The sequence below is a fragment of the Nocardia harenae NBRC 108248 genome, assembly GCF_001612885.1.
Lineage (GTDB): Bacteria > Actinomycetota > Actinomycetes > Mycobacteriales > Mycobacteriaceae > Nocardia > Nocardia harenae.
Window position 1 is genome coordinate 940,560 of the sequence record NZ_BDBH01000004.1, and the last position, 21,280, is coordinate 961,839.

Here is a 21,280-nt window from a genome sequence, read left to right on the forward strand (position 1 = left end):
GCAGTCAGGCGGAACGGAGCAGATCGGGCAGTTCGGCGATGGTGTCGAGTACGTGGGTGGCGCCGGCCTCGCGCAGCGTGGCGGCGTCGTGCGCGCCGGTGCGCACGCCCGCGACGATCCGCGCGCCCGCCCGGCGGCCGCACCGCATGTCGCCCGCGGTGTCGCCCGCGACCGCGACCGCGGCCACGTCGTCGACCCGCAGCCGCAGCAGCGCGGTGAGCACCAGGTCCGGGTACGGGCGGCCGCGCCCGGCCTCGGCGGGGGCGAGGGTGAGGTCGGCGATGGTCTCCCAGCCGAGCGCGGTCAGGATGCGATCCTGGGTGGCGCGGCTGAATCCGGTGGTGAGGGCGACCTGCACGCCGCTCGCGCGCAGCGCCGAGATGGCATCGGCCGCACCGGGAATCGGGGTGAGCCCGCCCTCGTCGACGAAGCCGGTGTACGCCTCCTCGAAGGCGGTGTTCGCGGCGGCGGCGCGCTCTTCGGTGCCGAAGAGCGCGCGGAAGACCTCGATCTTGGACATGCCCATGGTGTCCAGCACGTACCGGCGGGCGTGGTCGCGCTCGGCGCCTGCGGCGGGGAGCCCGGCGGCGCTCGCGGCCGTCTCGAAGGCGCGCAGGACGAGCCCGTCGTCGGCGACGGTGGTGCCCGCCATGTCGAGCACGGCGAGGGCGATGGCGGTGGGTTGCTCTGGCACGGGAACCACGGTGACGTTTGGTATAGACCAATCAGCACACGCCGAGCGAACGCGACGTGAACAATTGGTATATACCAAAAATGGTAGGCTGATTGCGTGACGTCGCAGCCCGAGCCCCGGGTCCTCAAGCATCAGGTCGTCCGCGCCCACCTGGACGAACTCCTCGATCGCCTCGACGAGGGGGCGCAGCTGCCCTCCGAGCGCGAACTCGCGCTGCGCTTCGGAGTCTCCCGCGAGACCCTGCGCCAAGCCATGCGCGAACTGCTGGTGGCGGGCCGGATCCAGCGCCGCGGGCGGGGCACCGTGGTGGCCAGGCCCAAGCTGGTGCAGCCGCTGGCGCTCGGCTCCTACACCGAGGCCGCGCGCGCCGAGGGCCGCGAGGCCCGCCGCGACCTGGTCGCCTGGACCCGGCTCACCGCCGACGAATTCCTCGCCGAGGCACTGGTCATCGCGGTCGGTGACCCGGTGGTGCAGCTGGAGCGGGTGCTCGTGGTGGACGGCATTCCGGTCGGCCTGGAGACCACCCGGCTCCCCGCGTACCGCTACCCCGGCCTGGTCGAGACCTTCGACACCGAGGCCTCGCTCTACGCCGAGATCCGTTCCCGCGGTATCACGTTCGACGAAGCCGTGGACAGCATCGAGACCACGCTGCCGGACGCCCGCGAGGCGGCGCTGCTCTCGGTCGACGCCCGCACCCCGATGTTCCTGCTCAACCGGATCTCCTACGACCCGGACCGGGTGCCGATCGAGCACCGCCGCTCGCTCTACCGGGGCGACCGGATGACCTTCACCTCGATCCAGCGCCGCTGAGCCACGGGATCAGGCATCCCTGCGAGCGAATGCGGGCGCGCGCTCGGAGCGGATGCCGATACCGCCGAGGTAGGCGGTCACGCCCTGGAGAAAGGGAACTCGCCGCACCGCCCGGAGCGGCGGTGGCACGCCGTCGAGAACGCCCGCGAGCGCGGGACGCAGCAGCATGTCGTGCTCGCTGCGTTGGGAACGCTGCACGACCCGGGTGGGCAATGCCCGGCGGCGCTGGACGCGAGCCAGTGCCCGGGTGCCGACCCGCCCGCCGCGGAGGGGTGCGGCGAGGATGCGAGCGGCGGCCACCGCGTCCTGGATCGCCAGATTGACGCCGACACCACCGACCGGCGACATGGTGTGCGCGGCATCGCCGATGCAGAGCAGGCCGTCGGTGTACCAGCGGTCGAGCAGGTCCATCTCGGTACGCAGCAGCGGGACATCGTGCCAGGAGCGGATGGCCGCTGTGCACTCGGGCGGCCAGCCGAACATCGCGCCCAGGTGTTCACGCAGCACCGCGACGTCGGCACGCCTGCGGGCGGCGTCGCTGCCCTTGGGGATCAGGTACGCGGTCTGGAAGTAGTCGCCGCGATCCATGGTGACCGCCACCTGCCCGGCGCCGAACCAGGCGAAAACCTGGCTCTCCGAGCCATTTTCGGTTTTCGGAATGCGGACCTGCCAGACGTCCATGGGGACGTCGAACCGGGTCGCGGGCAGCCCGGCGGCGCGGCGCAGCACCGACCCGCGCCCATCACAGGCGACCGTCAGCGCCGCCGCGAGGGTGTGGTCCCCGCTGACATCGCGGTACCGCACGCCGGTCACCCGGCCGGAATCGGCTCGGCGCAGCCCGCTGACCGTGCTGTTCCTCCGGAGCGTGAACTCCGGCTCAGCGGCGGCTGCGGTCGCCAGCAGGTCGAGGAACTCCCACTGCGGGACCATCGCGAGGTATCGGTGCGGGCCGGGGATGCGGGTGAAATCCGCGAGCGTGACGGTCTCGGCGCCGATCCGCGCCCGCATCCGCTCCAGTCTGCGCACCGGCAGGCGCGCGAACCGCTCCCCGAGGCCGAGTTCGTCCAGGAGCCGCAGCGTCGACGGATGTACCGTGTCGCCGCGAAAGTCCCGGAGGAAATCGCCGTGTTTCTCCAGAACGGTCACCCGCACCCCCGCTCGCGCGAGCAGCAAGCCGAGCATCAACCCGGCGGGGCCGCCGCCTGCGATGGCACACCCGGTTTCCTCGATCGTCATCTCTCCCCCTCGACGACCTACCCTACTACATTCCGTAGTAATAGGGCGGGGTTCGGTTCGGGCCCGCGCTCGCGGAGCCGTGGGTACGCAGATTCGCCACCACCGAGCGGACGGTCATCGTGCGGTCCGCGGGAAGTGATTTCGGTCGGCCTCGGGCTGGAAGGGACGCACCCGGGGTGGCCCGCCGTGACGGGCCACCCGGGGTCGGGTCAGCGCAGCGCCCGCGCCGCCGCGACGAGGTTGCGCAGCGAGGCGGTCACCTCGTCGGTCTTGCGGGTCTTGAGCCCGCAGTCCGGGTTCACCCAGAGCCGTTCGGCCGGAACGGCTTTCAGCGCCAGCGCGAGCGCCTTTTGCACCTCGTCGGCGCCGGGGACGCGCGGCGAGTGGATGTCGTAGACACCGGGGCCGACACCCAGGTCGAAGCCGATCGCATTGAGGTCGTCGAGCACCTCCATGTGCGAGCGCGCTGCCTCGATCGAGGTGACATCGGCGTCCAGGCCGTGAATCGCGCCGATGACCTCGCCGAACTCCGAGTAGCAGAGGTGGGTGTGGATCTGGGTGGCGTCGGCGACCCCGGCGGTGGCGAGCCGGAACGCGTCGACCGCCCACTCCAGATAGGCGGCCTGGTCGGCCCGGCGCAGCGGCAGCAATTCGCGCAGCGCGGGCTCGTCCACCTGGATGACGCCGATGCCCGCCGCCTCCAGGTCCACCGTCTCGTCCCGGATGGCCAGCGCGATCTGCCGCGCGGTGTCGGCGAGCGGCTGGTCGTCGCGGATGAAGGACCAGGCCAGGATGGTGACCGGGCCGGTCAGCATGCCCTTGACCGGCTTGCTGGTCAGCGACTGGGCGTAGGTGATCCAGTCGACGGTCATGACCGCCGGGCGCGCCACGTCGCCGTAGACGATCGGCGGGCGCACGCAGCGGGTGCCGTAGGACTGCACCCAGCCGTTGACCGTGGCGGCGAAGCCGTCGAGCTGCTCGGCGAAGTACTGCACCATGTCGTTGCGCTCGGGCTCGCCGTGCACGAGCACGTCCAGCCCGATCTCCTCCTGTACCGCGATGACCTCGGCGATCTCGGCGCGCATGCGGGTGTCGTACTCGGCCTGATCGATCTCGCCCCGGCGCAGCTCGGCGCGGGCCACCCGGATCCGGCTGGTCTGCGGGTAGGAGCCGATCGTGGTGGTCGGCAGCAGCGGCAGGTTCAGCCGCTCCTGCTGCAGGATGCGGCGCTCGTCGGCGGGGGCGCGACGGGTGGCGTCGGCGTCCAGGGTCGCCAGGCGCTCGCGGACCGCCTCCACGCGCAGCCGCGGGTCGGCCTTGCGGTCGGCCACCGCGGCGCGCGCGCTCGCCAGCGCGTCGGTCTCGCCCTCGGTGAGCGCGGTGGCGAGCACCCGGATCTCGGCGATCTTCTCGTCACCGAAGGCGAGCCAGCCGCGCAGCCGCTCGTCCAGGTCGGTCTCCGGGACCAGGCTGTACGGGACGTGCAGCAGCGAGCAGGAGCTGGACACGGCGACGGTCACCCCGGCGTCGCGCAGCTCGGTCAGCCGGGGCAGCGCGTGGTCGGGGTCGACGCGCCAGATGTTGTGGCCGTCGACGACTCCGGCCACGATCAGCTTGTCCGTGATCGACTTCGCCGCGGCCAGGTCCGCGTCGCCACCGGCGACCAGGTCGACGGCGATGCCGTCGATCCCGGTCTCGGCCAGCGCGGGCAGCGCGACGCCGAGCCGCCCGAAGTAGGCGGCCACCAGGATCGCCGGGCGCGCCTCGATCGCGGCGAGCCGCTGGTAGGTGCTGCGCACCGCCGCCAGCTCGGCCTCGGTGAGGTCGGTGACCAGCGACGGCTCGTCCAGCTGGACCCACTCCGCGCCCGCCTCGGCGAGCAGCCCGAGCAGCTGCTCGTAGAGCGGGAGCAGGTCCGGCAGCCGGTTCAGCAGGTCGCTGCCGTCCACCGACTTGGCCAGCTTCAGGAAGGTGATCGGGCCGACGACGACCGGCCGCGCGGGAATCCCGAGCGCGAGCGCCTCTTTCAGCTCGGCCAGTGGCTTCTCCGGGTTCAGGGCGAACGCCGTGTCCGCGGCCAGCTCGGGCACCAGGTAGTGGTAGTTGGTGTCGAACCACTTGGTCATCTCGAGCGGCGCGACCTCGGCATTGCCGCGGGCGGCGGCGAAGTAGCGGTCCAGGTCGTCGGCGATCCCGGCGACCCGCTCGGGCAGCGCGCCGAGCAGCACGGCGGCGTCGAGCACCTGGTCGTAGTAGGAGAAGGTGCCAACGGGCACCGAATCGAGCCCGGCATCCCTGGCCGCCGTCAGCTGCGCGGTGCGCAGTTCCTTCGCGGTGGCGTGCAGGCTCGCGGCGTCAGCGCGGCCGGCCCAGTACGCCTCGGTGGCGCGCTTCAGCTCGCGGTTCGGGCCGACGCGCGGGAAGCCGAGCACCGTCGCGGTGAAAGTGTTGCGGGAATTCGACATTCATGAGCTCCATGGTCAGCAGCAAGCGACCGCCACCCATCCGGAGCGCACGCAGAGACGGAGCCCGACAAGCATCGTTCCCGTGCCCGGGTCCACTCGGCATCCGCCCGATCCACGAGGCGACGACCACCGGAGACGGCGCCTCCGGTACAACGGGCAGGTCTTCGGACTCGTGGGCATCGACCCGAATCGGGTCGCCCCGGGGCCCGGGGCTGGTCCTACCGACCGTCGCTTCCCAGGCTGGTGCCCAGTGCGGGTGACGGCTGTCGTTCCCACTCACCGCTGCGGGACAGTCCCGGATTCCCACCGGGTTCCCTCTCGCCCGCGCACGCACTCCACGGGCTTCGACGCCATCGGACGGGTCAGGGGCTCCTTCGACTCCGCCTCCGGCGAACCAGCTGCACCCCCACTATAGCCACCCCGGATGGCCCGCGGTGCCCAGCCCGATTCGCCGGCACGGAAGGGTCAGGCCACGACCGGGCGCTGGGCGACGCCGACGTATTCGCTCAGCGGCCGGATGAGCGCGTTGGATTCACCCTGTTCGATGATGTGCGCGGTCCAGCCGGTGATCCGGCTCATGACAAAGATCGGGGTGAAGACCTCGATATCGAAACCGAGCAGGTAATACGCCGGACCGGTCGGGAAATCGAGGTTCGGCGCGATTCCGGTGGCGTCGATCATGGTGCGTTCCAGGATGTCGTACATCCGCACCCACTTCTGCCCGTCGGTGGCGGCGGCGATATCCAGGAAGGCCCGCTTCATGGTCGGCACGCGGGAATCACCGTTCTTGTAGACCCGGTGGCGAAGCCCATGACCTTTTCCTTCTTCGCGAGCTTGGCCCGCAGCCACTCCTCGGCCCGCGCCGGGTCGTCGATCTCCAGCATGTGGTGCATGACGGCCTCGTTCGCCCCGCCGTGCAGCGGGCCTTTCAGAGCGCCGATACCGGCGGTGACCGCGCTGTAGATATCCGAGAGCGTCGAGGTGACGACACGGGCGGCGAAGGTGGAGGCATTGAAGCTGTGCTCGGCGTAGAGGATCAGCGAGACCTCGAACGCCTGCACCAGCTCCCGTGCGGGCACCTTCCCGAAGCACATGTTCAGGAAATTCTCCGCGTACCCCAGGTGCGAGTGCGGGGCGATCGGGTCCTGGCCGTGGCGGCGCCGGTGATCGGCGGCGACGATGGTCGGCAGCACCGCGAACATGCGCAGTGCCTTGGCCCGATTCGCCCGCGGCGAATTATCCTCGGCGTCCGGGTCTTCCGCGCCCAGGTAGCTGATCGCGGTGCGCACGACATCCATCGGGTGACAGTTCTCGGGCATCTTCGCCACCAGCGCGAGCAGCGAGCGGTCCACCCGGCGCGAAGCCCGCTCCTGCTGCTGGAATCGCTCGAGTTCGGCATTGCCCGGCAGTTCGCCGTTCCACAGCAGGTACGCGACTTCTTCGAAGGAGCAGTTGGCGGCGAGCTCCTGCACGGCGTAGCCGCGGTAGGTCAGCGAATTGGTCTCGGGCACCACCTTGGAGATCGCGGTGGTGTCGACGACGACCCCGGCCAGCCCCTTGTGAATATCCGGCATCACTGATTCCTTCCGAGCGGGAAATTGAAGATGCCGGAGTCGAATTCGTTGTAGCGCTCGTACTGCAGCAGTTCGTAGAGCCGGGAGCGGTGCTGCATGCGGTCGAGCAGCCCCGATTGCGTTCCCTCGGCGAAGATCTCGCGGAGCCCCTGCTCGGCGGCGAACATGGCGAGCCGCAGTGTGGTCACCGGGTAGATCACGGCGTTGTAGCCGATTCTTCCCAGCACGTCGGCGGGCACCAGTTCCGATTTGCCGAACTCCGTCATATTCGCCAGCAGGGGCGTATCGACCGCCGCCCGGAACCTCTCGAAATCGGCCGTGGTGTGCAGCGCCTCGGTGAAGATCAGGTCCGCGCCCGCCTCGGCGTAGGCCGTGACCCGGTCGATGGCGGCATCGATCCCCTCGATGCCGGCGGCGTCGGTGCGCGCACAGATCACGAAATTCGGGTCGCGGCGGGCGGCCACGGCCGCGGTGAGCCTGCGCAGCATGTCCTCGACCGGCACCACGGCCTTGCCGTCCAGGTGCCCGCAGCGCTTCGGGTTGACCTGGTCCTCCAGGTGCAGCCCGGCGATCCCGGCGTCCTCGAGCACGGTCACCGTGCGGGCCGCGCTCATGGGCTCGCCGAAGCCGGTGTCGGCGTCGATGAGCACCGGCAGGTCGGTCACCCGGGCGATCTGCTGCCCGCGGCCCGCGACCTCGGTGAGCGTGGTGAGCCCGATATCGGGCAGCCCCAGATCCGCCGAGAGCACCGCGCCGGAGACGTAGACGCCCTCGAACCCGATCTCCTGGATCAGCGTGGCGACCAGCGGATTGAAGGCGCCGGGAATCCGCTGGATCTTCCCCGAGGTCAGCCCGGTGCGGAAGGCGATCCGCTTGTCCGCCGACGAGGTGGTCGCCGCGAGCAGGCCCGTCATCAGAACAGCCCCTTCGGTGACTTCGGCGCGCGGGCGAGCACATCCGCCGAGACGGTGAAGGTGAGCTCCGACAACTCACCCGCGGACAGCTCGCCCGCGCGCTGGGCCACCTCGAGGAAGCGGTCCTGCTCGGCGGGCTCCACCACCCCCTCGGCGAGGGTGCGGAACTTCGCGATGTACTCCTCGCGGGCGAACGGCCGCGCACCCAGCGGGTGCGCGTCGGCGACCGCGAGCTCGTCGGTGATCACCTCGCCGCTCTTAAAGGTGACCTCCGCGCGCGCGCCGAACGCCTTCTCCGCCGGGTCGGTCGAGTGGTAGCGGCGGGTCCACTCCGGGTCCTCTGCGGTGGAGATCTTGTGCCACAGGTCGACCGTGGACGGGCGCTGAGCCCGCTCGGGGGTGTAGGAGTGCTCGTGGTGCCAGGTGCCGTCCTCCAGCGCGACCGCGAAGATGTAGGGCACCGAGTGGTCGAGGGTCTCGCGCGAGGCGGTGGGGTCGAACTTCTGCGGATCGCCGGAGCCGGTGCCGATCACCACGTGCGTGTGGTGGCTGGTGTGCAGCACGATCGAGGCGATCTGATCCAGATCACCGATCCGCTCCCGCATGCGCCGGGCCAGGTCGATCGGGGCCTGGCTCTGGTACTCGGCGGAGTGCTCCTTGGTGTAGGTGTCCAGGATGCCGCGCTTGGGCTCGCCGGGGCCGGGCAGCGGCACCGAGTACTCGATGCCCGGGCCGCCGAGCAGCCAGGCGATCACCCCGTCCTCGCCCTCCCAGATCGGGGACGGGGCGCCCTCGCCGCGCAGGGCGCGGTCGACGGCCTCGACCGCCATCTTCCCGGCGAAGGCCGGGGCGTACGCCTTCCAGCTGGAGATCTCGCCCTTGCGGGACTGGCGGGTGGCGGTGGTGGTGTGCAGCGCCTGGCCGATGGCCTGGTAGATGGTCTCGGTGTCCAGCCCGAGCAGTGTGCCGATCCCGGCCGCTGCCGAGGGGCCCAGGTGGGCGACGTGGTCGATCTTGTGCTGGTGCAGGCAGATCGCGCGCACCAGGTCGACCTGGATCTCGTACCCGGTGGCCAGGCCGCGGATCAGGTCGCGGCCGGTGCGGCCCGTGTGCTGGGCGACGGCGAGGATCGGCGGGATGTTGTCGCCGGGGTGCGAGTACTCCGCCGCCAGGAAGGTGTCGTGGAAGTCCAGCTCGCGCACCGCAACGCCATTGGCCCACGCCGCCCACTCCGGGGAGAAGCGGCCGCCGACGCCGAACACGGTCGAGCCGGGCTCGAAGGGGTGCGCCTGCGCCTGGGCGCGGGCATTGGACACCGGACGCCGGGTCAGCGACGCCGCGGCAACGGCCGCATTGTCGATGATCCGGTTGACGATCATCTCCTCGGTCTCCGGGGCGACCTCGACCGGGTCGGCGGCCACCTCCGCGATCCGCCACGCCAGGTGCTGCTCGCGGGGGAAGTCCGCCGCGGAACGGTGGGTGCGGACGAGATGATTCTGCACGGTCGTGGCCTCCGGAATGTCGGTGAATTCGCTCCGTTGGAACGCTACCGAGCGGTCCGGGTGCTGAAAATCCATTGCAAAAGCGAAGATTATGAAAGTAACCGTGCACAATCTGTGGAGCCTGCGAAACTCCCGCGCGGAAAGAAGGTCCGCTCGAAATAGAATTCCGAATGGCTGAGCCCAGGAGTGCGCTCGCCAACCCGGCGAGTGCGGCCGCCGAGTGCCGGTGAGGATTCGCTAACCCGCTGGTTACGCCCGGTGATCCCGCGGAAACCGCAGCTCCATAGCGTACACAGCTATGGCGACACCGGTGCGCACGCGCACGATCACCCCGACCGGCTCCCTGCGCGACACCGTCTACGCGGCGCTGCGCGACGACCTCATGAACGGCCGCATCGGCTTCGAGCAGCGGCTCACCGAGCCGAAGGTCTCCGCGCGCTTCGGCATCTCGCGCACCCCGGCCAGGGAGGCGCTGGCCATGCTCTCCGCCGATGGGCTGCTGCGCCGCGAGGAGGTCGGCTTCGCGCCGGTGCGGCCGAGCATCCCGGTGGTCCGAGACCTCTACGAGCTGCGGCTCACGCTGGAGCTCTCCGGCATCCAGCGCGCCATCACCAACCCCGCGGTGGTGCACGACCGCGACTCGCTGCTGGCCGAGCGGGAGCGCTGGCGGGCGCTGCGGGCCGATCCGCCCGAACAGCAGCCCGGTTTCGTGGTGGTCGACGAGGAGTTCCACGTCGCCCTGCTCACCGCGGCGGGCAATGGTGAGCTGGTGCGCGCGCTGACCGCGGTGAACGCGCGGATCCGGCACGTCAGGATGTTCGACTTCATGGTCAACAACCGGATCGAGGTGACCATCGCCGAACACCTGGCGATCCTCGACGCCGTGCTCGCCGGCGAGCTCGTCCAGGCGCACGGATTGCTGCACCGGCACATCGGCGAGTCGCTCGATGTCGTCCTCGACCGGGTGACCCGCGCCGTCGTCGCCATGTCCATGGCAACCGAACAGGAGTAACCGGTGAGCCCGAGTTTCGACACCGTCCTGATCGCCAATCGCGGCGAGATCGCGGTGCGGATCATCCGCAGCGCCCGCGACCTCGGCCTGAAATCGGTGGCGGTCCACTCCGACGCCGACCTCGGGGCCGCCCACGTGCGGATGGCCGATGCCGCGGTCCGGCTCGGGCCGGGCCCGGCCGCGGAGTCGTATCTGCGCGCCGACGCGGTGATCGAGGCCGCGCTCGCCACCGGCGCGGGCGCGATCCACCCCGGGTACGGATTCCTCTCCGAGAACGCCGATTTCGCGGCTGCGGTGGCCGACGCGGGGCTGGTCTTCGTCGGGCCGACGCCGGAGCAGCTGCGGGTCTTCGGCGACAAGCACACCGCCCGCGAGGCCGCGCGTGCCGTCGGCGTCCCGCTGGTGGCGGGCAGCGGCATCCTGGAGTCGGCCGGGCACGCGGTCGCCGAGGCCGACCGGATCGGCTACCCGGTCATGGTCAAGGCGGTCGGTGGTGGCGGCGGTATCGGCATGCAGGCGTGTTTCGACGCCGAGGCGGTGCGCGCCGCCTTCGACCGGGTGCGGCGGCTGGCGGCGGCGAACTTCTCCTCGGCGGGGGTCTTCCTGGAGCGGTTCGTCGCGCGGGCACGCCATATCGAGGTGCAGGTGTTCGGGGACGGGCAGGGCCGGGTGGTCAGCCTCGGCACCCGCGACTGCTCGCTACAGCGGCGCAACCAGAAGGTGATCGAGGAGGCGCCCGCCCCCGGCCTGCCCGCGGCGCTCACCGAGGAGCTGCTGACGACCTCGCGCGCCCTCGCGGGCTCGGTCGGCTACCGCTCGGCGGGCACCGTCGAATTCGTCTACGACACCGAGCGCGGCGCGGCGTCGTTCCTGGAGATGAACACCAGGCTGCAGGTGGAGCACCCGGTCACCGAGGCCGTCACCGGCGTCGACCTGGTCGCCTGGATGCTGCGGCTGGCCGGTGGCGACGCAACCGTGCTCGACGCGGTGCCGGACGCGGGCCCGCCGCCGCGCGGCTGGGCCGTCGAGGCGCGCGTCTACGCCGAGGACCCAGCGCACGACTACCGGCCCAGCGCCGGGCTGATCACCGAGGCGCGCTTCCCCGCCGATATCCGGGTCGACACCTGGGTCGAGACCGGCACCGAGGTCAGCCCGCACTACGACCCCATGCTGGCCAAGCTGATCACCCACGCCCCGACCCGCGCCGAGGCCTTCGACGCGCTCGACACCGCGCTGACGAGCGCGCGCATCCACGGCGTGCGGACCAATCTGGCGCAGCTGCGGGCCGCCGCGGCGGCACCGGTGGTGCGGGACGGCGCGCACGTCACCGCGACCATGGCCACGCTCGCCGCCGACGAACCGCGGCTGGATGTGCTGCGGGCGGGGACGATGACCACCGTGCAGGACCATCCCGGCCGGATCGGGCTGTGGGAGGTGGGTATTCCGCCGTCCGGGCCGATGGACGACCTGTCGTTCACGCTGGCCAACACCGCGGTCGGCAATGAGCCGGGCGCGCCGGGGCTGGAGTGCACTTTGCAGGGTCCGCGCATCCGGTTCTCCGCCGCGGCGGTCGTCTGCGTCACCGGGGCTCCGGCGCCGGTCACCGTGGACGGCGAGCCCGCGCCGATGTGGGAACCGGTCACCCTGGCCGCAGGCGCGGTGCTCGATATCGGCGCGCCGGCCGACGCGGGGCTGCGCACCTACCTCGCGATCCGCGGCGGCATCGACGCCCCGGAGTATCACGGCAGCGCAGCGACCTTCACCCTCGGCGGGTTCGGTGGCGTCACCGGCCGGGCCGTCGCCGACGGCGATGTCATCACCCTCGCGAGTGCAGCACCGGCCGGGCCGCCCGCCGCGGTGCCGCTCGGGGACCGGCCCGACTTCACCCACGAGTGGCGGCTGGCGGTCGGCGAGGGCCCGCACACCGCGCCCACCTACTTCACCGACGCCGACATGGCGCAGTTCTACCGGCACCCGTGGCGGGTCGGCGCGCACGCCAACCGCACCGGCATCCGCCTGGAGGGGCCGAAGCCCGAGTGGTCGCGCGCCGACGGCGGCGACGCCGGGCTGCACCCGTCCAACCTGCACGACACCCCCTACAGCGTCGGCGCGCTCAACGTCTCCGGCGACACCCCGATCCTGCTCGGCCCCGACGGCCCCAGCCTCGGCGGCTTCGCCTGCCCGCTCACCGTGGTCTCGGCGCAGCGGTGGAAGCTGGGGCAGCTGCGGCCGGGCGATACGCTCCGGTTCGTCCCGGTGGCCGACGAGACCGCCGCCGCGCTGCGCACCTCGCCCGCGGCGAGCCGAGTGGATGTCATTGCGGCACCCGGTGATCGGGGAGTTCTCGCCGCGCCGGCGGCCGAAGGCGACCGCCCCGCGGTGGTGTACCTGCGCGGCGGCGACGACAATATCCTCGTCGAGTACGGCGACATGGTGCTCGACCTGGGGCTGCGCATGCGCGTCCACGCCCTCGCGCAGGCGCTCGCCGAAGCGGCCCCGGGCGGGCTCGTCGACGTGACCCCCGGCGTCCGCTCCCTGCACCTGCACTTCGACCCCGACATCCTCCCCCAGCACCGGCTGCTCGGCCTGCTCACCGACCTGGAACAGCAGCTCCCCGCCACCGGTGACCTGGTGGTGCCGAGCCGCACCATCCGGCTGCCGCTCTCCTTCGACGACCCGTCCATCGCCGAGGCGATCGATCGCTACCGCAGCGGGGTCCGCGACACCGCGCCGTGGCTGCCGTCGAATGTCGAGTTCATCCGCCGGATCAACGGCCTGGACAGCGTCGAGCAGGTGCGCGGCGCCGTCTTCGACGCCGAGTACCTGGTGCTCGGGCTCGGCGACGTGTACCTGGGTGCGCCGCTGGCCGTTCCGCTGGACCCGCGGCACCGGCTGGTCACGACGAAGTACAACCCGGCCCGCACCTGGACCCCCGCCGACGCCGTCGGGATCGGCGGCAAGTACCTGTGCGTCTACGGCATGGCCTCCCCCGGCGGGTATCAGCTGATCGGGCGCACCGTCCCGATCTGGTCCGGCTACCGCCAGCACCCGCCGTTCGAGCCGGGCACGCCGTGGCTGTTCCGGTTCTTCGACCGGATCATCTGGGAGCCGGTCAGCCCCGAGCAGCTGCTCGAGCACCGGGCGGCGGCCAGGGCCGGGCGGTTCGACGCCGAGATCGCCGATGGCACGTTCGCGCTCGCCGCGCATCGGACGATGTTGCGCGACAATGCGGGCGCGATTGCCGACTTCGAGACCAGGCAGGGGGCTGCCTTCGAGGCGGAGAAGCGTGCCTGGCACGCCGCAGGCGAGTTCGACCGCACCGTCGCCGCCGCACCGCCGGTCGAGGAGTCCGACGAGCTGCTCGCGGATCTGCCGCCGGACGCCACCGTCGTCACCGCGCCGATGGCGGGCAACGTCTGGCGGATCGACATCACCCCCGGCACCGTCCTGCGCGCGGGCGACACGGTCGCCGTCCTGGAGGCGATGAAGCTCGAGCTGCCGCTCCCGAGCCCGGCGGGCGGCACGGTGCTGCGGGTGCTCGCCGCACCGGGGAGCACCGTGCGAGCCGGAACCCCGATCGCGGTGCTCGGGGCATGATGAGGTACCCGGCCACCGGGCCTCGTCATCGCGTCGAACCGGTCAGACCTCGGGCCAGCGGCGCTCGAGACCGCTGATGATGAACTCGACCTTGATGTCCATCGTCCAGCGGTGCTGCCAAGAATCCTGCGGCCGCAAACCGTGTCCGCGGTACCGAGGGCGGCGCGCACCCGATCGAGCCCGAGGAAGCCTGCGCCGGCGACGGCACCTTGCGCGGGTCAGTGCGCGGTATCTTCCTTCGGCTTTCGCTTCGGAACGACGTGCATGATCAGCACGACGAGAGCTCCGACGACGAGCCCGGCGACCGCGGAGGCGACCGTCCCCGCGGTCCAGGACAGGACGCCTCCGAACCCGCCGTGAACGAGTTCTCCGGCCCAGTGTTCGAGATCGTGGAGGCGGTCGGCGGGCCAGTGGAATCCGGCTTCGCCGACGTTGACGAGCAGGATGTGGCCGCCCACCCACAGCATCGCGGCGATCCCGACGACGGTGAGAACGGACATCACCTTCGGCATCGCGGTGACGAGTCCGCGACCGAGCCGCTGACTGAACGCCGACTCGCGCTCGGCGAGGGCGAGTCCGACGTCGTCCATCTTCACGATCGCCGCGACGACGCCGTAGACCAGGGCGGTGATGAGGAACGCGACGGCGATCAGCACCAGCAGCCGGGTGACGAAAGGTTCGGTCTCGACCGAGGAGAGGGCGATCACCATGATCTCGGCGGAGAGGATGAGGTCGGTGCGGATCGCACCGCTCACCATGGCCTTCTCGTGTTCGGGTCCGCTCGATACCGCGGGTGTGTCGGCGTCGTGGTGCCCGCCGGTCAGCGCCTCGTACACCTTCTCCGCGCCCTCGTAGCAGAGATACAGGCCGCCTGCGATGAGCAGGTAGGGCAGCGCCTGTGGCAGGAACTCGCTCAGCAGCATCGCCACCGGCAGGATGATGAGGAGCTTGTTACGAATCGACCCGATCGCGATCTTGCGGATGATCGGGAGTTCGCGCTTGGGGGAGAACCCGTGCACGTAGCGGGGGGTGACCGCGGCGTCGTCGACCACCACACCAGCGGCCTTGACACCGGCCCTGCCCGCCGCGGCGCCGATGTCGTCGATCGACGCCGCGGCCACCTTCGCGATCGCCGCGACGTCGTCCAGCAGGGCGACGAGACCACCAGCCACGGGAACCTCCACTTCGAACGGACCGAGCAGATCGAACAGTACGCGTTTCGAGCGGTGCCGGCCGAGGGGAGGCGTGAACTGTGGAGCACGACGAGAACAGCGGACTTCGCCGCGGCAGGCTCGACACTTCCAGGCCGCGACCCCCTGATCGGCCCGTTGTGGTCGGTTCGTCGTTCTGGGTGCACGTGTTCGCCGTCGGTGCCACCGGGCGACACCGGCCTGCGACCGATGGCCTGCCGGTCACCGCCCGTCGAACTCGTCGGGGCATACCGGGTGAATGCCGGGTTCGCCACTCGGGGTGACGGTTCGGAGCCCCGCAATCTCCTGCTGGGCCACCGAACCCGTCCGCCGCCCGACGTCCGCACTGCCGGGGCCGGGCACAGCGACACCGAGCGCGCCATCGGCACCGAACCGCAACCCCCCGGCACCGGCCCGGCGCTCGAACGCCCGGTAGAGCGGCGTGGTCGCCAGGGTGGTCGCGAACGCCATCACCGCGAACACCGTGTACAGGGCGGGGGTGATGATGCCCTGGGTGAGGCCGATGGTGAGCAGCACCAACTCGGTCAGCCCGCGCGCGTTGGCGAAGGCGCCGAGCGCCCCTGCCTCCGGCCAGCTCAGCCCCTGATAGCGGGCCGCGAGGGTGACGGCGCCGAACTTCCCGCCGAACGAAAGCACCAGCACGACGGCGGTAACCAGCAACGCACCGTGCACGAGCAGCAGCCCCAGATCGGTGTTCAGACCCGCGAAGACGAAGAAGGCCGGGAGCAGCAGCCCGGAGACCAGCGGTTCGGTCCGGGCCCGCAGCATGTCGAGCAGCGGCCCGCGCGGCATCGCGAGGCCGGCGACGAAGGCGCCGAAAACCGCGTGCACCCCGATGAGGTCGGTGATCCAGGCGCTGCACAGCAGCACGACGAGCACGACGAGTAGCGCGGGTGCGATCGGCTGCGCCGGGTCGGCGGCGGCCGGGCCGCCCAGCCGCCGCAGCAGCCGTCGTCCCGCGGTCAGCATGAAGCCGACGAACAGCGCGGTCCCGATCCCCGCGACCACGGCGCCGTCCATACTCCCCGCACTGCCCGCGACCACCGCGGCCAGCAGGATCCAGGCCACCGCGTCGTCGGTCGCCGCGCAGGCCAGCGCCATGGTGCCCACCCTGGTCTCGGCCAGCCCACACTCGTCGATCATCCACGCCAGCATGGGAAAGGCGGTGATCGCGACCGCGGCGGCGGTGAAGAGCACCGCCTGCCAGGTGGCAACGCCGTCGGCGAACCAGCCGTCGCCCCGGATCAGCGCCAACCCGGCCGCGCCGCCGAGCAGCATCGGCACGACCAGGCCCGCGGCCGCGGTCACCCCGGCGACCCGGAAGTGGGCGGCGAAGATCTCGGTGCGGAAACCCGCGCCGACCAGAAACATGTAGAGCACCAGCCCGAGCTGGCCGACCACGTAGAGGATCGCGAGCGAGGGGTGCGTGGTGCGGCCGGCGGCGGTATCGACCGCGACCGGGAACAGCCACTGCTGCCCGGCGGGCCACAGCGCGCCGAGCACCGAGGGGCCGAGCAGGAACCCGGCGCCCATGATGGCGACGACCCGGATCTGACCGAGCCACCGGAACACCGGCCACACCAGCCGGCAGACCACGAGCAGAACCGCGAGCTGCAGGAAGAAATGCGTCGACAGGTCGAACAGCGAAGGCATAGCGGCTCCGAGCGGGCACGGCTGGTCGGCACCGACCCCGAACGCGGTTCCGGTGTGCTCCAGAGGGATTGGGGCTGGCGGCCCCGGGAGCCGCACGTTACGCTAATCGACAATGATTTTCATTTCAAGTGATTCGTGGCGCGGGAGACAAACGATGACGTACCCGGCACTGTCGGCGAATCGGGCCGGGGCGGTGGCCCGGTGACGGCGCACGACGTCGTCCGGCACGGGCAGTTCGACCCCGCGGCACTGGCCGTCGGGATCGCGGGGTCAGGGCTGCTCGGCGAGTACGTGGTCTACGAGCGGCAGGGCACCTGGCACATCGGCGCCGATCCGGTCGGCGCCGTCAGCGTCGGCCCGGAGCGGGTCGGCTCGACGATCGGCGGCGACTTCGACGAGCCGTGGTCGGGAACCCCGTGGCCGCAGGTCGAGGCGGCGCTGCGGCGGGCCCCGCGCGGCTGGCGCGCCTACGGCTGGGGCTGCTTCGAACTGGCCGCTCCGGAGCACGCCGATGCCGGGGAGCTGCTGGCGCGCGTCATGATTCCCGGGCTCGAACTCGAGCTCACCGAGCAGCGCGTCACGGTGCGGGCAGGCACCGCGGCCCGGCTGGCGGAGATCGGCGACCTGCTGGTCGAGCACGCCCCCGTCGCCGGGCTCGCCCCGGTCCCGGTCGAGCGGACCGACGGCGCCTACCTCGACGCCGTCGAGCGGGCGGTCGCGCAGATCCGGGGCGGACAGTTCCAGAAGGTGATCCTGTCCCGCCGGGTGCCGATCCCGCACGAGGTCGACATGGCGGCGACCTACCTGGCCGGCCGCAGGGCCAACGATCCCGCACGCTCCTTCCTGCTCGACCTCGGCGGCTGGCAGGCGGCCGGCTTCAGCCCGGAAACGGTGCTGGAGGTGGACGATTCGGGGAACGCGAGCACCCAGCCGCTGGCCGGGACCAGGGCGCGCCACGGGCTCGACCCGGTCGACCGCGCGCTGCGCGCGGAGCTGCTCGCCGACCCGAAGGAGGTCTTCGAGCACGCCATCTCGGTCCAGCTGGCCTTTCAGGAGCTGGCCGCGATCGGCGCCCCCGGGAGCACCGGGATCAGCGAATTCCTCGCGGTGCAGAATCGGGGCAGCGTGCAGCACCTCGGTTCCCGGGTGGCGACCCGGCTGGCGGAGGCGACCGCGTGGGACGCGCTCGCCGCGGTCTTCCCCGCCGTCACCGCCTCCGGCATCCCGAAAGCCGCCGTCTACCAGCCGATCCGCACCCTCGAGGCGGGGCCGCGCGGGCTGTACTCCGGCACCGTGCTGATGGCCGACAGCACCGGGATGCTCGACGCCGCACTCGTGCTGCGCGCGGTCTACCAGCGCGGCGGCCGGGCCTGGCTGCGCGCGGGGGCCGGGGTGGTCGCCGGATCGACGCCGGCCAGGGAGCACGAGGAGACCAGGGAGAAGCTCGGCAGCGTCGCGCCGTACGTGGTCGCGGCCCGGCCGCGGCCACGTCCCGCGCCGGGCGACGCGACCCGCGCCGGGCACATCGCGTGACCGCTGGGCGCATGGTGGCCGAACGTCCGGCGGCCGGAGCCCCGGGGGCGAGCGGTCCCGGCGGCAATCGCGCGGCAGTCCTCGCCGAGCTGGGGCGCCACGAGTCCGGGCTCGACGCCCGCCGGTTGCACGCCGCGCTGTGGGACTCGGGCGGGGCGCGGATCTCGCTCACGACGGTGTACCGAATATTGCGCCGCCTGGCCGACGAGGATCTGGTGACCGTGATCCGGACCGAGTCGGGTGACCCGCTCTACCGTCCGGTGGCGATCGGACGGTACTTCCTGCTGTGCCGGGTGTGCGGGCGCGCGGAACCGTTCACCGCGCCCGAGGTCGAGCACCGGCTCCGGCGGATCGCCCGGGAGCACGGCTTCGGTGAACTCCGGTACCGGCTCGGGCTGCACGGTGTGTGCCCGCGCTGTGCCGCGTAGCGCGACCGGGTGGTGCCGCACTCGCCGGGACTCGGCCCGCCCGGCGGCCGGGATGCCGAAGAGCCCGCGGCACACGGAGACGAAGGTCGCCGGTGACCGCATGGCGTACCGGATGGTGCACCGACTCGTCACCGCGACGCTCCCGGTGCACCCCGACGTCCTGGAGGACGAGCCGATGGTCCTGCTCAGCGGGTACCTGAGGAGTATCACCGCGACCGGCGGTGCCGGTCAGTGCTCGTCGTAGTGCCCCTCGTGCACCGCGTGCCTGCACCCGTCGTGCACGTAGTCGACGTGGTCGCCGTGCGGCACCGCGACGTGGCCGCAGCCCTCGCCGTGCACGTGGTCGTGGCCGTCGTGGGTGTGGTGCGACGCGGGCTCGCACTCGTCGAAGTGGCCGTCGTGCTCGCGGTGGATGTGGCCGTCGTGCACGTAGTCCACGTGGTCGCCGTGCGGGAAGGCGACATGCCCGCAGCCCTCGCCGTGGGCGTGGGTGTGATCGGTGTGCTCCTGATGCAGAACCGCGCTCATCGAACCTCCTCGATCGGGGACGCCCCCGAGCGTCCTATTCATTGCTGGATGCGCATAACTTAACAAGTTAGCGCGCGGGATGCCAACGGCTCGGCGCAGGAGGCATTCGACCCCCGGACCAGGTTGCGGCGATGCGAAACCGACGGTCCGGTGGACTCCTACCGTTGTCGCTGGGCAGGCACGCCGGCGCTCGGGATCGGGCCGCTCTCCGTCCGGACACCAGCGATTTGCGCGCCCGCCGCATCGGCCTTGCGCGGTAAAGCGCTCGGATTGCCGGTCACAGGAGATACAGCTTCTCGTTCGGGAGCCGCCGAAGGTCGGCGCTCGGGTCGCCGCTCAGCACGGCGCGCAGGTCGGCCCGGCCGGTCGTCTCGCGGACGAAAACCGTTGCGGCTGTGAGGCAAGCGCGGTACCGGAGTTCGACGTCTCCGAGCCCGGTGCCGACCGTCACCGAGACCCGGACGTCCGGCTCGCTCAAAGCCGGCGACTGCTCGGGGGTCATCGCGCCATCGCCAACGCTTCGCGCAGCGAGACCGGGGTGGTTTCCTCCCCGGGTGAGCGAATCCGGCTCGTTCGAGTTTCCGGCACTGGCCACCAGGCGTGAGCCGGAACCACCGGTCGTCTACGTAGAGGGCTTTACCGGCGCTCTCTTCCTGGAGGAAGAGGCAACGATATCGCGCCACCGGGCGGCCCTCGAGCCCATCCAGTCGAAAGCGCTGGACGAGGAGAGCACGAGGCGACTCGTGGAACAGATTGCAGAGGAGTACGACTCGTGAGCGCTGACCTGACCGGGGCACGCTGGTTCAAGAGCACGTTCAGCCAGGCGGGCGGGGATTGCGTGGAGGTCGCACACCTGGACGGCGGCCCCAGTCGGCCGATCCGAGTCCCCACCCCGGTCGAGCATCGTTGTTGAAAACGGTTATCATTAAAGAATGAACATCTCCACTCGCGTCCCCGTCACCGTGCTCTCCGGCTTCCTCGGCGCGGGCAAGACGACCCTGCTCAACCACATCCTGTCCAACCGCGGCGGTATCCGGGTCGCGGTGATCGTCAACGACATGAGCGAGGTGAATATCGACGCCCAGCTCGTCGACGGTCCGCTCGCGGGCAACGCCCACCTCGACCGCACCGAGGAGAAGCTGGTCGAGCTCACCAACGGGTGCATCTGCTGCACCCTGCGCGAGGACCTGATCGAGTCGGTCGCGCGGCTCGCCGCGGAAGGGCGCTTCGACCACATCGTGATCGAGTCGACCGGCATCTCCGAGCCCATGCCGGTGGCCGCCAGCTTCGAGTGGGAGTTCGAGGACGGCTACTCGCTGTCCAGCGTCGCCGATCTGGACACCATGGTCACCGTGGTGGACGCGGCGACCTTCCTGACCGAGCTGGCGCGCGGGCAGTCGCTGCGGGATCGCGATATGGCGGCCGCCCAGGGCGATGCCCGTTCAATCTCGGATCTGCTGGTCGATCAGGTCGAGTTCGCCGACATCATTCTGCTCAGCAAGACCGATCTGGTGTCGGAGAAGGTGGCCGGGGCCACCGAGGCGACGCTGCGGCGGCTCAACCCGAAGGCCGACGTGGTCCGGGTGCGCGACGGGCAGATCGATCTCGAGCGCGTGCTGGGAACCGGGCTCTTCGACTTCGACGCGGCGCGGGAAGCGGCGGGCTGGGACGAGGAGCTGGCGGGCGGGCACACCCCGGAGACCGAGGAGTACGGCATCAGCAGCACGGTCTTCCGCTCCGACCGCCCGTTCCACCCGCAGCGGCTGCAGACCGCGCTGGAGGGATTGCAGGGGATGCTGCGCAGCAAGGGGTGCTGCTGGATCGCCAGCAGGCCGGAGCTGGCGGCGATCTGGTCGCAGGCGGGCCCGAATCTGACGATCGAGCCGGCGGCCGTCTGGTCGCAGACCGATCTGGTGCCGGGGCAGGAGATCGTGCTGATCGGGGTGCAGCTCGAGCGGCGGGCGCCGAAGGCCAGGCTGGAGCAGGCACTGCTCACCGACGCGGAGCTTGCCGCGGGGCCGGAGGAGTGGATCGGCTACCCCGACCCGCTGCCCGCCTGGGCGCCGATCGTCGAGCACTCGCACGCGTGAGCCGGGCGGACCGGATGGCTCCGGTCCGCGCGC

The 21,280-nt window shown here is 71.3% G+C and carries 18 protein-coding genes, 1 pseudogene and 1 riboswitch; of the genes and pseudogenes, 9 read left to right on the forward strand and 10 right to left on the reverse strand.

The features are described from left to right. Nucleotides 1-4: 4 nt before the first annotated feature. Nucleotides 5-694, reverse strand: a complete 690-nt coding sequence (locus NH2_RS10495; protein WP_281202019.1) for a phosphonatase-like hydrolase — start codon at nt 692-694, stop codon at nt 5-7. Between the two features lie 96 nt (nt 695-790). Between NH2_RS10495 and NH2_RS10500 the strand changes: the two genes are divergently transcribed. Beyond that, nucleotides 791-1,504 carry a GntR family transcriptional regulator gene (locus NH2_RS10500; RefSeq protein WP_067651893.1) on the forward strand — a complete coding sequence of 238 codons (714 nt, stop codon included), beginning with the start codon at nt 791-793 and terminating at the stop codon, nt 1,502-1,504. A 9-nt stretch (nt 1,505-1,513) separates the two neighbouring features. On the opposite strand, the gene NH2_RS10505 is transcribed toward NH2_RS10500, so the two are convergent. From NH2_RS10505 to prpD, 5 genes and pseudogenes are all read right to left on the reverse strand, one after another. After that, nucleotides 1,514-2,740, reverse strand: a complete 1,227-nt coding sequence (locus NH2_RS10505; protein ID WP_084505385.1) for an FAD-dependent oxidoreductase — start codon at nt 2,738-2,740, stop codon at nt 1,514-1,516. Between the two features lie 209 nt (nt 2,741-2,949). After that, nucleotides 2,950-5,205 carry a 5-methyltetrahydropteroyltriglutamate--homocysteine S-methyltransferase gene (gene metE, locus NH2_RS10510; RefSeq protein WP_067651896.1) on the reverse strand — a complete coding sequence of 752 codons (2,256 nt, stop codon included), beginning with the start codon at nt 5,203-5,205 and terminating at the stop codon, nt 2,950-2,952. A gap of 158 nt (nt 5,206-5,363) precedes the next feature. Continuing rightward, nucleotides 5,364-5,522, reverse strand: a riboswitch (cobalamin riboswitch). Nucleotides 5,523-5,670: 148 nt separating this feature from the next. Continuing rightward, a pseudogene (locus NH2_RS10515) lies at nt 5,671-6,779 on the reverse strand (bifunctional 2-methylcitrate synthase/citrate synthase). After that, nucleotides 6,779-7,693, reverse strand: a complete 915-nt coding sequence (gene prpB / locus NH2_RS10520; RefSeq protein ID WP_067651899.1) for a methylisocitrate lyase — start codon at nt 7,691-7,693, stop codon at nt 6,779-6,781. Before prpB ends, NH2_RS10515 begins: the two are co-directional and overlap by 1 nt. Continuing rightward, entirely contained in the window at nt 7,693-9,195 is a 1,503-nt protein-coding gene (gene prpD / locus NH2_RS10525) for a 2-methylcitrate dehydratase PrpD (protein WP_067652556.1), read from the reverse strand. Before prpD ends, prpB begins: the two co-directional genes overlap by 1 nt. 298 nt (nt 9,196-9,493) lie before the next feature. On the opposite strand from prpD, the gene NH2_RS10530 reads away from it, so the two are divergent. After that, entirely contained in the window at nt 9,494-10,207 is a 714-nt protein-coding gene (locus NH2_RS10530; RefSeq protein ID WP_067651901.1) for a GntR family transcriptional regulator, read from the forward strand. Between the two features lie 3 nt (nt 10,208-10,210). Then, complete coding sequence (gene uca, locus NH2_RS10535; RefSeq protein ID WP_067651904.1) at nt 10,211-13,804, forward strand: urea carboxylase; 3,594 nt, start codon at nt 10,211-10,213, stop codon at nt 13,802-13,804. A 218-nt stretch (nt 13,805-14,022) separates the two neighbouring features. Here the strand turns inward: uca and NH2_RS10540 are convergent, their stop codons facing one another. Together NH2_RS10540 and NH2_RS10545 are read right to left on the reverse strand one after the other, a co-directional pair. Continuing rightward, nucleotides 14,023-14,976 (reverse strand): DUF808 domain-containing protein, encoded by a 954-nt coding sequence (locus tag NH2_RS10540; RefSeq protein WP_067652557.1) that lies wholly within the window; start codon nt 14,974-14,976, stop codon nt 14,023-14,025. A gap of 240 nt (nt 14,977-15,216) precedes the next feature. Then, a complete protein-coding gene (locus NH2_RS10545; RefSeq protein WP_084505386.1) occupies nt 15,217-16,668 on the reverse strand; it encodes a cation:proton antiporter in 1,452 nt (483 codons plus the stop codon). Nucleotides 16,669-16,869: 201 nt separating this feature from the next. On the opposite strand from NH2_RS10545, the gene NH2_RS10550 reads away from it, so the two are divergent. The 3 genes from NH2_RS10550 to NH2_RS10560 are packed head-to-tail and all read left to right on the forward strand — an operon-like array spanning nt 16,870 to nt 18,873. Beyond that, entirely contained in the window at nt 16,870-18,201 is a 1,332-nt protein-coding gene (locus tag NH2_RS10550) for a salicylate synthase (RefSeq protein WP_067651907.1), read from the forward strand. Next, nucleotides 18,198-18,629, forward strand: a complete 432-nt coding sequence (locus NH2_RS10555) for a Fur family transcriptional regulator (RefSeq protein WP_169811471.1) — start codon at nt 18,198-18,200, stop codon at nt 18,627-18,629. Before NH2_RS10550 ends, NH2_RS10555 begins: the two co-directional genes overlap by 4 nt. 52 nt (nt 18,630-18,681) lie before the next feature. Continuing rightward, nucleotides 18,682-18,873, forward strand: a complete 192-nt coding sequence (locus NH2_RS10560; RefSeq protein WP_157103678.1) for a hypothetical protein — start codon at nt 18,682-18,684, stop codon at nt 18,871-18,873. On the opposite strand, the gene NH2_RS10565 is transcribed toward NH2_RS10560, so the two are convergent. Continuing rightward, entirely contained in the window at nt 18,858-19,157 is a 300-nt protein-coding gene (locus NH2_RS10565; protein WP_067651916.1) for a hypothetical protein, read from the reverse strand. The genes NH2_RS10560 and NH2_RS10565 overlap by 16 nt on opposite strands. Before the next feature lie 277 nt (nt 19,158-19,434). Then, nucleotides 19,435-19,659 carry a hypothetical protein gene (locus NH2_RS10570; RefSeq protein ID WP_067651919.1) on the reverse strand — a complete coding sequence of 75 codons (225 nt, stop codon included), beginning with the start codon at nt 19,657-19,659 and terminating at the stop codon, nt 19,435-19,437. Nucleotides 19,660-19,711: 52 nt separating this feature from the next. On the opposite strand from NH2_RS10570, the gene NH2_RS10575 reads away from it, so the two are divergent. The 3 genes from NH2_RS10575 to NH2_RS10580 are packed head-to-tail and all read left to right on the forward strand — an operon-like array spanning nt 19,712 to nt 21,247. After that, nucleotides 19,712-19,933 (forward strand): Scr1 family TA system antitoxin-like transcriptional regulator, encoded by a 222-nt coding sequence (locus tag NH2_RS10575; protein WP_067651922.1) that lies wholly within the window; start codon nt 19,712-19,714, stop codon nt 19,931-19,933. Beyond that, the gene (locus NH2_RS28055) at nt 19,930-20,070 is read left to right on the forward strand and encodes a DUF397 domain-containing protein (protein ID WP_084505387.1); all 141 of its coding nucleotides are present in this window, start codon (nt 19,930-19,932) and stop codon (nt 20,068-20,070) included. Before NH2_RS10575 ends, NH2_RS28055 begins: the two co-directional genes overlap by 4 nt. A gap of 19 nt (nt 20,071-20,089) precedes the next feature. Next, nucleotides 20,090-21,247, forward strand: coding sequence for a GTP-binding protein (locus NH2_RS10580; protein ID WP_067651925.1), 1,158 nt, complete (start codon nt 20,090-20,092; stop codon nt 21,245-21,247). Nucleotides 21,248-21,280: the final 33 nt, after the last annotated feature.

Bases quoted from the DNA above. Each gene is read 5' to 3' on its own strand.
- NH2_RS10505 (WP_084505385.1), bottom strand. From the start codon at position 2,740: ATGACGATCGAGGAAACCGGGTGTGCCATCGCAGGCGGCGGCCCCGCC.
- metE (WP_067651896.1), bottom strand. From the start codon at position 5,205: ATGTCGAATTCCCGCAACACTTTCACCGCGACGGTGCTCGGCTTCCCG.
- prpB (WP_067651899.1), bottom strand. From the start codon at position 7,693: ATGACGGGCCTGCTCGCGGCGACCACCTCGTCGGCGGACAAGCGGATC.
- NH2_RS10530 (WP_067651901.1), top strand. From the start codon at position 9,494: ATGGCGACACCGGTGCGCACGCGCACGATCACCCCGACCGGCTCCCTG.
- NH2_RS10545 (WP_084505386.1), bottom strand. From the start codon at position 16,668: ATGCCTTCGCTGTTCGACCTGTCGACGCATTTCTTCCTGCAGCTCGCG.
- NH2_RS10560 (WP_157103678.1), top strand. From the start codon at position 18,682: ATGCCGAAGAGCCCGCGGCACACGGAGACGAAGGTCGCCGGTGACCGC.
- NH2_RS10565 (WP_067651916.1), bottom strand. From the start codon at position 19,157: ATGAGCGCGGTTCTGCATCAGGAGCACACCGATCACACCCACGCCCAC.
- NH2_RS10570 (WP_067651919.1), bottom strand. From the start codon at position 19,659: ATGACCCCCGAGCAGTCGCCGGCTTTGAGCGAGCCGGACGTCCGGGTC.
- NH2_RS10580 (WP_067651925.1), top strand. From the start codon at position 20,090: ATGAACATCTCCACTCGCGTCCCCGTCACCGTGCTCTCCGGCTTCCTC.